Origin of the sequence: Streptomyces sp. SLBN-8D4, assembly GCF_049739545.1 — a bacterium.
Taxonomy (GTDB): domain Bacteria; phylum Actinomycetota; class Actinomycetes; order Streptomycetales; family Streptomycetaceae; genus Streptomyces; species Streptomyces canus_C.
This window is the reverse complement of sequence record NZ_JBMGQC010000001.1, coordinates 6,541,097-6,555,235: the sequence shown is the minus strand read 5'-3', so window position 1 is coordinate 6,555,235 and position 14,139 is coordinate 6,541,097. Positions and strand designations below refer to the sequence as shown.

Here is a 14,139-nt window from a genome sequence, read left to right as displayed (position 1 = left end):
CTACCGGGTCCCCGGCGTCACGGTCCCCGACTCGTAGGCCACGATGACCAGTTGGGCCCGGTCCCGCGCCCCCAGCTTCCCCATGATCCGGCTGACGTGGGTCTTCGCGGTGAGCGGGCTCAGGCCCAGCGTCTCGGCGATCTCCGTGTTGTTCAGGCCCCGCGCGACCAGGGCCAGCACCTCGCGCTCCCGGTCGGAGAGGCACTCGGGCCCGCCGCCCGCCACCGGTACCGAGGGGCTGCGCAGGAACCGCTCGATCAGCCGTGCCGTCGGTCCCGGGGACAGCAGCGCCTCCCCGGCCGCCACCGTGCGGATGGCGTCGAGGAGGTCGGCCGGCCGGGTGTCCTTCACCAGGAAGCCGGAGGCCCCCGCGCGCAGCGCCTCGACGATGTTCTCGTCGGTGTCGTAGGTGGTCAGGACCAGCACCCGCACCCCGGCCAGCTCCTCGTCGGCCGCGATGAGCCGGGTCGCCTCGATGCCGTCGAGGTCGGGCATGCGGATGTCCATCACCACCAGGTCGGGGCGCACCTCCCGGGCCGCGCCCACGGCCTCCCGCCCGCTGCCCGCCTCTCCCACGACCTCCATGTCCCGCGCCGACTCGACGAGCATGGCGAACGCGGCCCGCACCAGGGTCTGGTCGTCGGCGAGCAGTACGCGGATGGTCATACGGTTCCCTCCCCCACGGCGAGCGGCAGCGCCGCCGTCACCTCGAACCCGCCGTCCGGGCGTGGCCCGGCGTCGAGTGTGCCACCGACGCTGCGGGCCCGCTCGCGCATGCCGACCAGTCCGAAGCCGGGGCTGCCGCCCGGGACGGGCCCGGTGCCGTCGTCGGTCACCGACACCCGCAGGGCGCCCGGTTCGTCGTACAGCCTGAGGCGTACGGCGGGTTCGGGTCCCGCGTGCCGGACCGCGTTGGTGAGCGCCTCCTGGACGATCCGGTAGGCGGCGGCGCCGACGGCGGGCGGCGGGTCGGTGCGGATGCGCAGGTCCTGTTCGACGCGGGCACCCGCGAGCCGTGCCGCCGCGACGAGGTCGGGCAGGCCGTCCAGGCCGGGCAGCGGGCCGCGGGTGTCCTGGGGGCCGTGTTCGCGCAGCACCTCCAGCGTCGTACGGAGTTCGCCGCGTGCGGTGCGGCAGGTCCCGGCGATGTCGTCGAGGGCCTTGGCGACCGTCTCCCGGTCCAGGCGCTCGGGGTCGGCGGCCAGGACGTGCGCGGCGACGGAGGTCTGCACACCGATCAGGGTGATGCTGTGGGCGAGCAGGTCATGCAGGTCGCGGGCGATGCGCAGCCGTTCCTCGGCGACCCGGCGGCGGGCCTCCTCCTCGCGGGTCCGTTCGGCGCGGACGGCGCGCTCGACGATGGAGGAGACGTACTGGCGGTAGTAGCGGACGTCGATGCCGCAGAAGAGGACGGCGATGATCCAGCCGGAGGTCTGCAGCAGTTCGAGGGCCCGGTGGGCGTTGACGGTGAGCATCACGGTCAGCGAGACACTCAGCACGACGGCGCCCGTCAGGATCGTCCGCAGGGGGCGGCCGGTGACAGCGACCGTGTAGAGGGCGACGTAGGCGACGAGGGTGGGGGCCGCGTGGTTGTTGTCGAGGGCGTGGTACGGCGCGATCAGCACCACTATCGCGGCCAGCACGAGCAGCGGACGGCGGCGGCGCCACACGAGCGGCACGTGGGCGGCTAGCAGCAGCGTCCAGCCGAGGGCGTCCGGGCGGCGGCCGTCGTCGATGAACAGGCCGGCGCAGACGGCCGCCGCCGCCAGCACGACGGCGAGCAGCGCGTCGTTGCGGGTGCCGTGCGGGGCGGCCCGCGGGTCGCGGTTGACCGCCGTCATGATCCGCTCGCCCAGCCGGGGTCTCGTGGTCTCCTGCACGGTGTCATCTTCCGGGACATCGGGCCGGAAGGCGCCCTTCCAGGAGGGAAGGGCGCCCGGGAACGATCTCGTCACACCGGTTCCGGCTGGCGCTCGGCCTGTACCGGCGGCTCGGGCGCCCGGGACAGCGCCCCCGGCCACCACACCTTCCGCCGCAGCGCGACGGCCGCGCTGGTGACCAGGTAGGTCCGCACGAGGAAGGTGTCGAGCAGCACGCCCACCGCGATCACGAAGCCCAGCTCGACGAGTTGGACCAGCGGCATGTTGGTCAGCACCGCGAAGGTGGCCGCGAGGACGAGTCCGGCGGAGGCGATGACCCCGCCCGTGGTCCGCAGCGCGGTGAGGGCGGCGGTGACCGGTTCGGCGCCGGCCAGGGACTCCTCGCGCATGCGGTGCATCAGGAAGATGCCGTAGTCGACACCGAGGGCGACCAGGAAGACGAAGGACAGCAGTCCGAGTCCGGGATCGGTGCCCTCGAACCCGAACACCGGCCCGAAGACCAGGCCGCCGATGCCGAGGGCGGCGCCCCACACGGCGACCACGGCGGCCACGAGAATCAGCGGCGCGACGAGGGAACGCAGCAGGGCGATCAGGATGAGCAGCACGGAGACGAGGACGATCGGCACGACGATCATCCGGTCACGGCTGTTGGTGTCCTTCAGGTCGAGCTGCTCGGCGCTGGGCCCGCCGACGTAGGAGCCGTCGAGTCGGTCCCGCAGTGCCTTGATGGTCGCGGTCTCCCCTGCGGACTCGGGAGCGTCTTTGGCGGTGACGGAGATCTCGGTCCAGCCGTCTCCGGTACGCCCCTTCTGCGCGCTGTCGACGCCCTGGGTGCCGCGGGCCGTGGCGAGGGTGGCGTCGGCGCGGTCGGCCGGGGTGATGACGGTGACGGGCTGGGTGCCCCGCTCGGGATAGGCCTCGGCCAGCGTCCCCATGGCGGCCACCGCGTCCGGCTTGCTGGTGAAGGAGTCCTCCTGCTTGAGGCTGCCGGGCAGGTTGAGCACGCCCAGTGCGAGCGCCCCGAGCAGCACGGCCCCGCCGGCCAGCACGGTGAGCGGCCGCCGCCCGGCCGAGCTGCCCATCGCGGCGAACAGCGACCGGCGGACCTTGGGGGTGCTGCCGTAGCGAGGTACGAGCGGCCAGAACACCCGGCGGCCGAGCAGCACCAGGACCGCGGGCAGCAGCGTCATCATCGCGGCGAGCGCGACCAGCACCCCGACCGTCCCCAACGGGCCCATGCCGCGGCTGCTGTTGAGGTCGGCGGCGAGCAGACACAGCAGCCCCGCGGCCACGGTCCCGGAGGAGGCGACCACGGCGGGCCCGCAGCCCTTCAGCGCGGCCGCCATCGCGTCGTAGGGCCGCTCGGTCCGCCGCAGCTCCTCCCGGTACCGGGAGACGAGCAGCAGCGCGTAGTCGGTCCCGGCGCCGAACACCAGGATGGTCATGATGCCGCCGCTCTGCCCGGTGACGGAGGTCCCGAACCCCTGGTTGAGCCCGTAGGCGACGGCCCGCGCCAGGAACTCCGACATGCCGGCGACCCCGAGCGGCACCAGCCACAGCAGCGGACTGCGGTAGATGACGATCAGCAGCAGGGCGACGACCGCGGCGGTCGTGTAGAGCAGCGGCCCGCCGAGCGAGTCGTAGACCTCGCCGGCATCGGTGGCGAGGGCTCCTTCCCCGCCGACCTCGACGCCGAGACCGTTCTCGCCCTTCGCGATGTCCCGCACGTCGTTGACGAGGCGGTCGCGGGCCTTCTCGTCCGTGCCCGGCTCGGTGCTGGCGACGGGATACATCACGGTGGTCCCGTCCTTGGAGGCAATGCCCCGCGGCTCGGCGGTGAGCGTGTGCGCGTCCGCGATCCGCCCGATCTGCCCGGCGGCGGTCGCCTTGTCGGCCGCCGTCAGCCCGCCGTCCCGGTGGTAGACGACGACCATCTGCGTGGCCTCGCCCCCGGGCAGCCGTTCCTGGATCTTCGCGACCTGCGTCGAGTCCGCGCTCGCCGGCAGGTAGTCCACGGCCCGGTCCCGCTGCACGTCCGCGAGCTTCGACGCGAACGGCGACACGGCCACCAGCATGACGATCCACAGCCCCAGCACCAGCCAGGGCACGGCACGCCGTCGCCGTGCGCTCATCTTTGCGGCCCCCATCGACGGGCCTCCCTCCGGTCGGACGTCTGGTTCGGTCTCCAGACTCCCGGCGCGGGGGCCGCTGTTCGTCGGTCGGGAGGGCGAGTCGGGGGCTACTGCGTGGGGTGGCCCGGCGCGCGCATTACTCCCCGGGGAGTATCAGGACGGCGTCCGCGCCGCCGCGAGGAGCCGGGTGACGTCGTCCGCGCAGATCGTCAGGGCCGTGCCGACCGTCGTCAGGGCGTCGCGTTCCGCCGGGGTGTACGGGCCGTCCGCGAGGGCGATGCGGGCCGCCTGGAGGAGGATCGACTCGCGGCCCGCCGGGGCGAGGTGGGGGGCGAGCGGGTCGAGGGCCTCGTGGAGCTCTATGGCGAGGCCGGCTCCGCAGGGGCGGTCGTAGACCCGGCCGGTGTCCTCGGCGAGGGCCTCGACCAGGGTTTCCAGCTGGTCCTCCGTGCAGTCGTCGAAGCCCGCCGCGCGGACCGTGACGGCCGCGGTCTCCAGCGAGGTGCGCGAGCAGGTGCCGCCCGCCGCGAGGACCGCCAGCGCGACCGTGTGGACGGCGTCGCGGAGCATCGCCGAGAAGCGGGTCGTGGTGGGGTGGTCGAGGACGTCCGTGCCGAAGTGGCGCCGGCAGGCCGCGCATGCCACCACAGGGCCGGTGTCGCCCCGCGGCAGGACCGGGACGCCGAGCAGAGTGAAGCGGCGGCGGCCGGTCAGGCGCTGGAAGTTGCGGTCGCCCCCGCATCCGGGGCAGAAGAACTCGCCGTCGCCGACGGTCGTCCACGCGGTACGGGTGCCCAGGAGGCGCGCAGGCCTGGCAGCACGGTCGTTTCGTCCCCGTCCTGGCAGCACGTCACACCTCCGCGTAACCCCGCGGCAACATCGCCGCGCTTGCGTGATGTTAGCCACATGAGGGAGGCGGAGTCAGTACCCCTGACGAGACCTGCTCGTGACCTTCACCCTCCGGTGGCCGATAAACGACGGGGCCTTGATCGCCGTATACAGCGACCAAGGCCCCGAAACCGCCGGTCAGAGTGATTATCGAGCGGCCCGGTTGACGGCCGAGACGACCGCCTTCAGGGACGCACGCGTCGTGTTCGCGTCGATCCCGATTCCCCACAGAACCTTGCCGTCGATCGCGCATTCGATGTAGGAGGCGGCCTGCGCGGAGGCGCCCTCGCTCATCGTGTGCTCCTGGTAGTCCAGCAGCCGGGCGTCGATGCCGACCTTGGCCAGCGCGTCGAAGAAGGCCGAGATCGGACCGTTGCCGCTGCCGGTCAGGACCGTGTCGACGCCGTCGACCGTGGCCTCCACCTTCAGGGTGTCCACGCCGTCGGTGTCGGTGGTCGACTGGCCGTTCTTGACCTGGATACGGCCCCACGGGTTCTCGGGGTTCGGCAGGTACTCGTCCTGGAAGACCGCCCAGATGTCGGAGCCCTTGACCTCGCCGCCCTCGGCGTCCGTCTTGGCCTGGATGAGCTTGGAGAACTCGATCTGCATCCGGCGCGGCAGGTCCAGCTTGTGGTCGTTCTTCAGGACGTACGCGATACCGCCCTTGCCGGACTGGGAGTTGACCCGGATCACGGCCTCGTAGGAGCGGCCGACGTCCTTGGGGTCGATCGGCAGGTACGGGACCGCCCACTCGATGTCGTCGACCGTGACGCCCTTGGCGGCCGCGTCGGCCTCCATCGCGTCGAAGCCCTTCTTGATGGCGTCCTGATGGGAGCCGGAGAAGGACGTGTAGACCAGGTCGCCCACGTACGGGTGGCGCGGGTGGACCTCCATCTGGTTGCAGTACTCCCACGTACGACGGATCTCGTCGATGTCGGAGAAGTCGATCTGCGGGTCGACGCCCTGCGAGAACAGGTTCATGCCCAGGGTGACCAGGTCGACGTTGCCGGTGCGCTCGCCCTGTCCGAACAGACAGCCTTCGACGCGGTCGGCGCCGGCCATCAGCGCCAGCTCGGCGGCGGCGACGGCGGTACCGCGGTCGTTGTGGGGGTGGATCGAGATGCACACGTACTCGCGGCGGGAGAGGTTGCGGTGCATCCACTCGAAGCGGTCCGCGTGCGTGGAGGGGGTCGAACGCTCCACCGTGGCGGGCAGGTTGAGGATGATCTCGCGGCCCGGACCCGGCTGGTAGACGTCCATCACCGCCTCGCAGACCTCCAGCGCGAAGTCCAGCTCGGTGTCGGTGAAGATCTCGGGGCTGTACTGGTAGCCGAACTCCGTCTCCGGGCCCAGCAGCTTCTCCGCGTACTCCATCACCAGGCGGGTGCCGTCGACGGCGATCTGCTTGATGTCGTCCTTGGAGCCCCGGAAGACGACCCGGCGGAAGACCGGCGCGGTCGCGTTGTACAGGTGGACCGTGGCGCGCTTGGCGCCCTTCAGCGACTCGACGGTCCGCTCGATCAGGTCCTCGCGGGCCTGGGTCAGTACGGAGATGGTGACGTCGTCCGGGATCGCCCCCGGCTCCTCGACGATCGACCGCACGAAGTCGAAGTCCGTCTGGCCCGACGCCGGGAAGCCGACCTCGATCTCCTTGTAGCCCATCTTGACCAGCTGGTCGAACATCCGGCGCTTACGCTCGGGCGACATCGGGTCGATCAGGGCCTGGTTGCCGTCACGCAGGTCGGTGGAGAGCCAGCGGGGAGCGACGGTGATCCGCTTGTTCGGCCAGGTGCGGTCCGGGATGTCGACCTGCTCGTACTGGCCGTACTTGTGGATCGGCATGGTGCTGGGCTGCTGGCGGTTCGCCATGATTGCGGGGCTCCTCAGGATGTCCGGGAAGGACGGCCGACACGCAACGCGAAGCTCCGCGGGGAGGGAGTCGACCTGGACTACAGGCCCTCGCCGCGGCAGCTAAGAAGAAGCAGCCCGAAACGCATGATGCGCAGCATGCTAGCGGAGCCGCTCCCCGCGCGGGGCGCCGTATCAGTATGCGGGACCCGAGGGGCGAATCGGGCGAAAAGTGCGCTATACCACTTCGTCACGGAGCGTGCGCCTTCGTGTCCGCATATTTCACCAATCATGGTTGCGACTAGTGACACAGTCATGACTCAGTGCAAGGGTGCCGCACATGACGACAAACGGGGGCTTCGAGCCCGTCTTCTGCACGGTCGTACCACCACACGTCCTCGACAAGCTGGCCCGCAACGAGGACCCCGCACTGTCCGGCCCCGCCCAGCGCACCCTGATGCGCGACAGCGAGCTGCGCGGCAAACGACGGGTGACGACCGAGTTCTCCCTCGCCGCGGCGCCGCAGGCGAAGGCACCGTCCGACCAGCCGCTGCGCACGATCTACGACGCCGGGCACACGACCGGCCTGCCCGGCACGAAGGTCCGCGCCGAGGGCTCCGAGCCCGGCCAGGACGCCACCGTCAACCGCGCCTACGCCGGTCTCGGCGCCACCTTCGACCTCTACCTGAACGCCTACGCCCGCCACTCGATCGACGGCGACGGCCTCCCGCTCGACGCGAGCGTCCACTTCGACGAGAACTACAACAACGCCTTCTGGAACGGCGAGCAGATGGTGTTCGGCGACGGCGACGGCGAGATCTTCCTCGACTTCACCATCCCGATCGACGTCATCGGCCACGAACTCACCCACGGCGTCACGCAGTACACCGCGAACCTCACGTACTACGGCCAGTCGGGCGCCCTCAACGAGTCGATGTCCGATGTCTTCGGCTCGCTCATCAAGCAGTACACGCTCGGCCAGACCGCCGCCGAGGCCGACTGGCTGATCGGCGCGGGCCTGCTCGCGCCCAGCGTCTCCGGCAAGGCCCTGCGCTCGATGAAGGAGCCGGGCAGCGCCTACGACGACGACGTGCTCGGCAAGGACCCGCAGCCGGCGACCATGGACGACTACGTCCGCACCGGCCGCGACAACGGCGGCGTGCACATCAACTCCGGCATCCCCAACCACGCGTTCTACCTGGTCGCGAACGCCCTCGGCGGCCATGCCTGGGAGAAGGCGGGACAGATCTGGTACGACGTCCTGACCGGTGGCGAGCTCTCGGACCGGGCCCTGTTCACCGACTTCGCGAAGCTCACGGTCGCGGCGGCGAAGGCCCGCTACAACGAGGGCGACGAACTCCAGGCCGTCTCCAAGGCCTGGGAGCAGGTCGGGGTGCGGATCCTGTGAGTCCGTACTAGACAGGGACCCATGCGTATTCAGGTACGGCGCACGGGCGGCTTCGCGGGCATCGAGCGGCACAAGGAGGTCGACACCTCCGGGCGGCCCGATGCCCACGAATGGCAGGCCCTGGCCGAGAAGGCGGTCGCCGCCGGCCGGGGCACCCCGCCGATCGGGGTTCCGGACGGCTTCACCTACGAGATCACCGTGGACGGCAGAACGGTCTACGCGGCCGACCCCCGGCTGACGGAGGAGCAGCGGAAACTGATCTCGAAGGTACTCAAAGAGGGTGCGTAACTCCTTGTTCACGCCTGCCCGTTGACTTCCCTACCCGCCGGTACCCATGATCCGGCGCATGGCGACTGAAGAGCATGCGATCCCTCGTTTCCCGGCCGGCTTCCTGTGGGGCGTCTCGACCTCGGCCCACCAGATCGAGGGCGCGGCGGACGAGCGCGAGCAGTCCGTGTGGGACACCTTCACGGCCGAACCGGGGCGGGTGAAGGACGGCTCGACGGCGGCGGTGGCCTGCGACCACTACCACCGCTACCGCGAGGACGTGTCCTTGCTGGCCGGTCTGGGGGTGGACGCGTACCGCTTCTCGGTCTCCTGGCCGCGGGTGCGCTCCGAGGGCGGCCTCGACTTCTACGACCGTCTCGTGGACGAACTGGTCGGGGCGGGCATCCGCCCGGTGCCGACGCTCTTCCACTGGGATCTGCCAGTGGCGCTCCAGGGGGAGGGCGGCTGGCTGGAGCGGGACACCGCGTCCCGCTTCGCCGAGTACGTGTCCCTGGTGGCCGGCCGTCTCGGCGACCGTGTCCAGAAGTGGATCACCCTCAACGAGCCCGCCGAACACACCCTGTTCGGCCACGCGCTCGGCGCCCACGCCCCGGGCAGGCAGCTGATGTTCGACGCGCTGCCCGCCGCGCACCACCAGCTCCTGGGCCACGGCCTGGCCGTACAGGCGCTGCGCGCGGCCGGCGCCACGGACGTCGGAATCGCCAACTCGCACGGCCCGACCTGGCCGGCCTCCCGGGACCAACCGGACCTGGAGGCGGCGGACTTCTACGACCTGCTGCTGAACCGGCTGTTCGCGGAGCCTGTGCTGCTCGGCGAATACCCGTCCGGCCTGGGCGAGTTGATGCCGGGCGATGTCGCCGCCGACCTCAAGGTCATCAGCGAGCCGCTCGACTTCTACGGCGTCAACTACTACGCCCCGACCCGCGTGGGCGCCCCGCAGGGCGAGGACATCGAGTTCGGCGGACTGACGATCCCGGCCGAACTCCCCTTCTCCGTCCAGGAGATCGAGGACGTCCCGGTGACGGACTTCGGCTGGCCGGTGGTCCCCGAGGGGCTCACCGAACTCCTCACCACCTTCCACGAGCGCTACGGCGACCGGCTCCCGCCCGTCGTCATCACCGAGAACGGCTGCTCCTACCAAGGAGTCGACGACCAGGACCGGATCTCCTACCTCGACGGCCACGTCCGCGCCCTGCACCGGGCGGTCGAGGCGGGTGTGGACGTGCGCGGGTACTTCGTGTGGTCGCTGATGGACAACTTCGAGTGGGCGGAGGGGTACGCGCGCAGGTTCGGCCTTGTGCACGTCGACTTCGAGACGCTGGCCAGGACCCCGAAGGCGTCGTACGCCTGGTACCGGGACCTGCTCCGGGCCCAGAGGTGAGCACGGCTCTCTCGGAGCCCGTCGACCGGGTCGGCAAGGGCTGGACGGCCTCCCTGTCGCTGGCCAACGTGGCGATCTGGGTGGGCTGGTACGGCCCGCTGCAGATCCTGCTGGCCCGGCAGGCGGAGGACTTCGCGCCCGGCACCGGCATGTCCAAGGAGACGCTGCTGGCCTGGGTGACCGGGGTCGGCGCGGTGGTGTCGCTGGCGGCGAACCCGTTCTTCGGCGCGCTGTCGGACCGCACCACGGCCCGCTGGGGCCGGCGCAGCCCGTGGATCGTGGCCGGTGCGGCGGGCGGCGCGCTGTCGCTGCTGGTGCTCGCCGGCGCGGGCGGCCTGTGGCTCATGACGCTCGGCTGGTGTCTGGTCCAGCTGACCCTGAACGCGGCCTTCGCGGCGGTCACGGCGGCCGTGCCGGACCGGGTGCCACGGCTCCAGCGGGGTGCGGTCGGCGGCTGGATCGGGGCGGCGCAGATCCTCGGCGCGGTCGTCGGCACGGGCCTGGCGACCGCGGCGGGCGGGATCGCGGCGGGCTATGCGGCCTGCGCGGTGTTCACGCTGGCGGGGGTGCTGCCGTACGTGCTGCGCCACCAGGACCTCCGGCTGGCGGTCACGGACCAACCGGCGTGGTCCTGGCGGTCGTTCGCACGCGGCTTCTGGCTGAGCCCGCGCCGCTACCCCGACTTCGCCTGGGCCTGGGTCACCCGCTTCCTGATCAACCTCAGCAACGCGCTGGTGATTCTGTACCTGCTGTACTACCTGCGGGACCGTCTCCACCACGACGACCCCGAGCAGGGCGTTCTGATCCTCACGGCGGTCGACAGCGTGGCGCTGCTGGCCACGGTGGTGGTGGGCGGTGTCTGGTCGGACCGAGTGGGCCGCCGCAAGCCGTTCGTCCGCTGGTCCGGCGTCCTGATGGCGGTGGCGACGGCCCTGCTCGCGCTGTGGCAGACCTGGCCGAGCGCGATCATCGTGGCAGCGCTGCTGGGGGTCGGGCTGGGGGTGTTCATGTCGGTCGACTTCGCCTTGATGACGGACGTACTGCCTACGGCTCTCGATCGAGGGAAGGACCTGGGCGTCATCAACGTGGCCAACGCCCTCCCTCAGGTGGCCGCCCCCGCCTTGGCAGCACCGATCGTCACGCACCTAGGGGGGTACCGAGCGCTGTACGGGTTGGCGGCGGTGCTGGGTTTGGCGGGAGCGATACTGGTCGGCCGGATAAGAAACGTCGACTAGACCGACCCAGGGGCGCGGGACTGTATCGATGTGCGGCTCCGCAGCGTGGGCGCGACCAGCCACGACGGACCCGCAGATCACAACGCTCCCGCCTCCCGAGCCGCATAAACCGACGGATACACCGGCCGATACCCCAGCTCCCGCCGAATCCGCTCCGTGGACGTGATCACCAGCCACGGATCGGGGTCGGTCCGCTCGTACAACTCGGCCGGAATCTCCACCCCGTTGAGCTGATAGAACTCCACCGCCGTCACCGGCGCATCGTCGGCGATGTTGTACACCCGCCCCGCGATCCCCGGCGCATGCAGGATCCGCAACAACCCCTGGGCCACATCCACATGGTGTCCCACCTGGAGCCGCTGGTTCGCCGCCCAGTTCTTCGCCCACATCAGGGACTGGGCGAGATGCGGGTCCCCCTCGCCGTAGACGAACGGCAGCCGCCCGACGCGCACATCCATGCCCTCCATCGCGAGCAGCTGCCGCTCGGCCTCCGCCTTGGACTCGGGGTAGGCGCCCCACATCGCCCCGCCGGGCCGGCTCTCGTCGTCCTCGGTGAGCGGCCGCCCCCGCCCGGTGCCGTACACCAGACCGGTGCTGACCTGCACGAACCGTCGAACGCCCGAGGCCACCGCGGCACGGCCCAGCTCCACGGCGGCGTCCAGGTTGACGGCCCGCGCCTCCTCGTCCGGCACTCCCCGGAAGGCCGCGGCGACGTTCACGACCGCGTCCACCCCGGCGACGGCCTTGCCGAGGACGTCGGTGTCCCGCAGATCTCCTACGACGACCTCGGCACCGAGCTCCGCGAAGGGTTCGCCACGGGCCGCGTCCCGCACCAGCACCCGTACCCGCTCCCCCGGCCGGGACTGCGCCAGCAGCCTCGGCACGAAGCGCCGGCCGACCTGTCCTGTCGTACCTGTCACCAACGTCAGCATGTTCTGCTCCCTTTCGTCCCCACCAGCGTGGGACGGCGGCGCGCGCACCGGGAGAGACCTCTTGATCAGGGGATCGGCAGTCCCTGGATAAGCCGGGCGGGGTGCCGCACGCTGGAGGGGTGAACCGAGCCGAACTCGCCGACTTCCTGCGCCGCGGCCGCGCCCGGCTGAACCCGTCCGACGTGGGTCTGGCGCCGGGCGCCCGGCGCCGCACGCCCGGGCTGCGCCGCGAGGAGGTGGCCCAGCTGGCGGGGATGTCCGTGGACTACTACACGCGCCTGGAGCAGTCGCGCGGCCCCCGCCCCTCCCGTCAGATGCTGACGGCGCTGGCCCGGGCACTGCGCCTGACCGACGTGGAGCAGGACCATCTGTTCCATCTGGTGGGCGAGGAGCCCCCGCGCCGCGAGACGGGGTCGGCGCATGTCCGGCCGGGGCTGCTGCTGATCCTGGACCGGCTGCACGACACCCCGGCGCAGGTGGTGAACGACTGCGGCGAGGTGCTGGCGCAGAACGCGATGGCCAGGGCCCTGGTGGGGGACGTGATGGCCCGCCCGCCCCGAGACCGCAACCTGGTCCGCCGCTTCTTCCTGGACCCGGCCGCCCGCACGCTCTTCCCCGAGGAGGACCTCGCGGACCACGCCCGCACCCAGGTGGCCACCCTGCGCGCGGTGACCGCGGCCCGCCCCGACGACCCGGAACCGACCGCCCTGGTCGCCGAACTCCGGGCGGCCAGCGAGGAGTTCGCGCGCCTGTGGGACGAGCACGAGGTGTCCCAGCGCGACCGGGCGACGAAACGCTTCGTGCACCCCGTGGTGGGACTGCTGGAACTCGACTGCGAGGTAATGGTCAGCCACGAACACCACCACCTCCTGGTCGTCCACACGGCCCGCCCGGGGACGGAGGCGTACGAACGACTGCAACTGCTGAGAGTGGTGGGCCTGCAGGACCTGACCCCGCAGGAGGCGGCCCCCAAAAGCTCCTAGAACCCCAACTTCCGCAACTGCCGAGGATCCCGCTGCCAGTCCTTCGCCACCTTGACGTGCAGGTCGAGGCTGCATCAACTCGCGGCTACCGCCGCGCGGCCGGCGCGCCCAACAGCACCCCGACCTCGCCCAGGCGCCCGCCACACCCTCCGCTCAGAACCCCAGCTTCCGCAACTGCCGAGGATCCCGCTGCCAGTCCTTCGCCACCTTGACGTGCAGGTCAAGGAAGACCGGTGTGCCCAAGAGCGCCTCGATCTGCTTGCGGCTCTTGATGCCGACCTCCTTCAGGCGCTTGCCCTTGGGGCCGATGATGATGCCCTTCTGGCTGGGGCGCTCGATGTAGACGAAGGCGTGGATGTCGAGGAGGGGCTTGTCGGCGGGGCGGTCCTCGCGGGGGATCATCTCCTCGACGACCACCGCGATGGAGTGCGGCAGCTCGTCGCGGACGCCCTCCAGCGCGGCCTCGCGGATCAGCTCGGCGATCATGACCTGTTCGGGCTCGTCCGTGAGGTCGCCCTCGGGGTAGAGCGCCGGGCCCTCGGGAAGCATCGGGATCAGCAGGTCCGCCAGCAGGTCGACCTGCTTGTTCGCGGTCGCCGACACCGGGACGATCTCCGCCCACTCGATGCCCAGCTCCTTGCCGAGCTGGTCGACGGCGATCAGCTGCTCGGCGAGCGTCTTGGAGTCGACGAGGTCCGTCTTCGTGATGATCGCGACCTTCGGGGACTTCTTGATCCCCGCGAGTTCCTTCGCGATGAAACGGTCACCGGGCCCGAGCTTCTCGTTCGCCGGCAGACAGAACCCGATCACGTCGACCTCGGCCCACGTGGTGCGGACGACGTCGTTCAGCCGCTCGCCCAGCAGCGTGCGCGGCTTGTGGAGCCCTGGGGTGTCGACCAGGATCAGCTGGGCGTCCTCCCGGTGCACGATCCCGCGCACCGTGTGCCGCGTCGTCTGCGGCTGGTTGGCGGTGATCGCCACCTTGTGGCCGACCAGAGCGTTCGTAAGGGTGGACTTGCCCGCGTTGGGGCGGCCCACGAAGCAGGCGAAGCCGGCGCGGTGGGGTGCCTGTGACGAGGCCGACGGCTCGGATGACTGACTGCGAACGCTCATGCGCCCCATTCTCCCTGATCCACAGAGCCCCGCCGCACAAGCGCCCGAGCA

At 71.0% G+C, this 14,139-nt stretch carries 12 protein-coding genes; 5 read left to right on the top strand and 7 right to left on the bottom strand.

All coding sequences use genetic code 11. The annotated features are described in order from the left end of the window. From RKD20_RS29690 to leuA, 5 genes are all read right to left on the bottom strand, one after another. Entirely contained in the window at positions 1-666 is a 666-nt protein-coding gene (locus RKD20_RS29690; protein WP_424880367.1) for a response regulator, read from the bottom strand. Further along, positions 663-1,955, bottom strand: a complete 1,293-nt coding sequence (locus tag RKD20_RS29685; RefSeq protein ID WP_424880366.1) for a sensor histidine kinase — start codon at positions 1,953-1,955, stop codon at positions 663-665. Before RKD20_RS29685 ends, RKD20_RS29690 begins: the two co-directional genes overlap by 4 nt. Next, positions 1,952-4,027: an MMPL family transporter gene (locus RKD20_RS29680; protein ID WP_424880365.1), complete on the bottom strand. Its 2,076-nt coding sequence runs from the start codon at positions 4,025-4,027 to the stop codon at positions 1,952-1,954. Before RKD20_RS29680 ends, RKD20_RS29685 begins: the two co-directional genes overlap by 4 nt. 138 nt (positions 4,028-4,165) lie before the next feature. Then, positions 4,166-4,861 carry a TerB family tellurite resistance protein gene (locus RKD20_RS29675; RefSeq protein WP_424880364.1) on the bottom strand — a complete coding sequence of 232 codons (696 nt, stop codon included), beginning with the start codon at positions 4,859-4,861 and terminating at the stop codon, positions 4,166-4,168. Between the two features lie 186 nt (positions 4,862-5,047). Beyond that, positions 5,048-6,769 (bottom strand): 2-isopropylmalate synthase, encoded by a 1,722-nt coding sequence (gene leuA / locus RKD20_RS29670; RefSeq protein WP_351993217.1) that lies wholly within the window; start codon positions 6,767-6,769, stop codon positions 5,048-5,050. 319 nt (positions 6,770-7,088) lie between these two features. Here leuA and RKD20_RS29665 point away from each other — a divergent pair, with 319 nt between their 5' ends. The 4 genes from RKD20_RS29665 to RKD20_RS29650 are packed head-to-tail and all read left to right on the top strand — an operon-like array spanning position 7,089 to position 11,060. Beyond that, positions 7,089-8,156, top strand: a complete 1,068-nt coding sequence (locus RKD20_RS29665) for a M4 family metallopeptidase (RefSeq protein ID WP_424880363.1) — start codon at positions 7,089-7,091, stop codon at positions 8,154-8,156. A 21-nt stretch (positions 8,157-8,177) separates the two neighbouring features. After that, positions 8,178-8,444, top strand: a complete 267-nt coding sequence (locus tag RKD20_RS29660; protein WP_424880362.1) for a protealysin inhibitor emfourin — start codon at positions 8,178-8,180, stop codon at positions 8,442-8,444. Positions 8,445-8,502: 58 nt separating this feature from the next. Beyond that, positions 8,503-9,825, top strand: a complete 1,323-nt coding sequence (locus RKD20_RS29655; protein ID WP_424880361.1) for a GH1 family beta-glucosidase — start codon at positions 8,503-8,505, stop codon at positions 9,823-9,825. Continuing rightward, positions 9,822-11,060, top strand: coding sequence for an MFS transporter (locus tag RKD20_RS29650; RefSeq protein WP_424880360.1), 1,239 nt, complete (start codon positions 9,822-9,824; stop codon positions 11,058-11,060). The genes RKD20_RS29655 and RKD20_RS29650 overlap by 4 nt, the downstream gene beginning before the upstream one ends. A gap of 77 nt (positions 11,061-11,137) precedes the next feature. Here the strand turns inward: RKD20_RS29650 and RKD20_RS29645 are convergent, their stop codons facing one another. Then, positions 11,138-11,992, bottom strand: a complete 855-nt coding sequence (locus RKD20_RS29645; protein ID WP_424880359.1) for an NAD-dependent epimerase/dehydratase family protein — start codon at positions 11,990-11,992, stop codon at positions 11,138-11,140. A gap of 119 nt (positions 11,993-12,111) precedes the next feature. On the opposite strand from RKD20_RS29645, the gene RKD20_RS29640 reads away from it, so the two are divergent. Further along, complete coding sequence (locus tag RKD20_RS29640; RefSeq protein ID WP_424880358.1) at positions 12,112-12,975, top strand: helix-turn-helix transcriptional regulator; 864 nt, start codon at positions 12,112-12,114, stop codon at positions 12,973-12,975. Between the two features lie 153 nt (positions 12,976-13,128). Here the strand turns inward: RKD20_RS29640 and era are convergent, their stop codons facing one another. Continuing rightward, positions 13,129-14,097 (bottom strand): GTPase Era, encoded by a 969-nt coding sequence (gene era / locus RKD20_RS29635; RefSeq protein WP_028807476.1) that lies wholly within the window; start codon positions 14,095-14,097, stop codon positions 13,129-13,131. Positions 14,098-14,139: the final 42 nt, after the last annotated feature.

Excerpts from the sequence above, each read along its gene's own strand:
- RKD20_RS29690 (WP_424880367.1), bottom strand. The coding sequence starts at position 666 with ATGACCATCCGCGTACTGCTCGCCGACGACCAGACCCTGGTGCGGGCC.
- RKD20_RS29680 (WP_424880365.1), bottom strand. The coding sequence starts at position 4,027 with ATGGGGGCCGCAAAGATGAGCGCACGGCGACGGCGTGCCGTGCCCTGG.
- leuA (WP_351993217.1), bottom strand. The coding sequence starts at position 6,769 with ATGGCGAACCGCCAGCAGCCCAGCACCATGCCGATCCACAAGTACGGC.
- RKD20_RS29665 (WP_424880363.1), top strand. The coding sequence starts at position 7,089 with ATGACGACAAACGGGGGCTTCGAGCCCGTCTTCTGCACGGTCGTACCA.
- RKD20_RS29660 (WP_424880362.1), top strand. The coding sequence starts at position 8,178 with ATGCGTATTCAGGTACGGCGCACGGGCGGCTTCGCGGGCATCGAGCGG.
- RKD20_RS29655 (WP_424880361.1), top strand. The coding sequence starts at position 8,503 with ATGGCGACTGAAGAGCATGCGATCCCTCGTTTCCCGGCCGGCTTCCTG.
- RKD20_RS29645 (WP_424880359.1), bottom strand. The coding sequence starts at position 11,992 with ATGCTGACGTTGGTGACAGGTACGACAGGACAGGTCGGCCGGCGCTTC.
- era (WP_028807476.1), bottom strand. The coding sequence starts at position 14,097 with ATGGGGCGCATGAGCGTTCGCAGTCAGTCATCCGAGCCGTCGGCCTCG.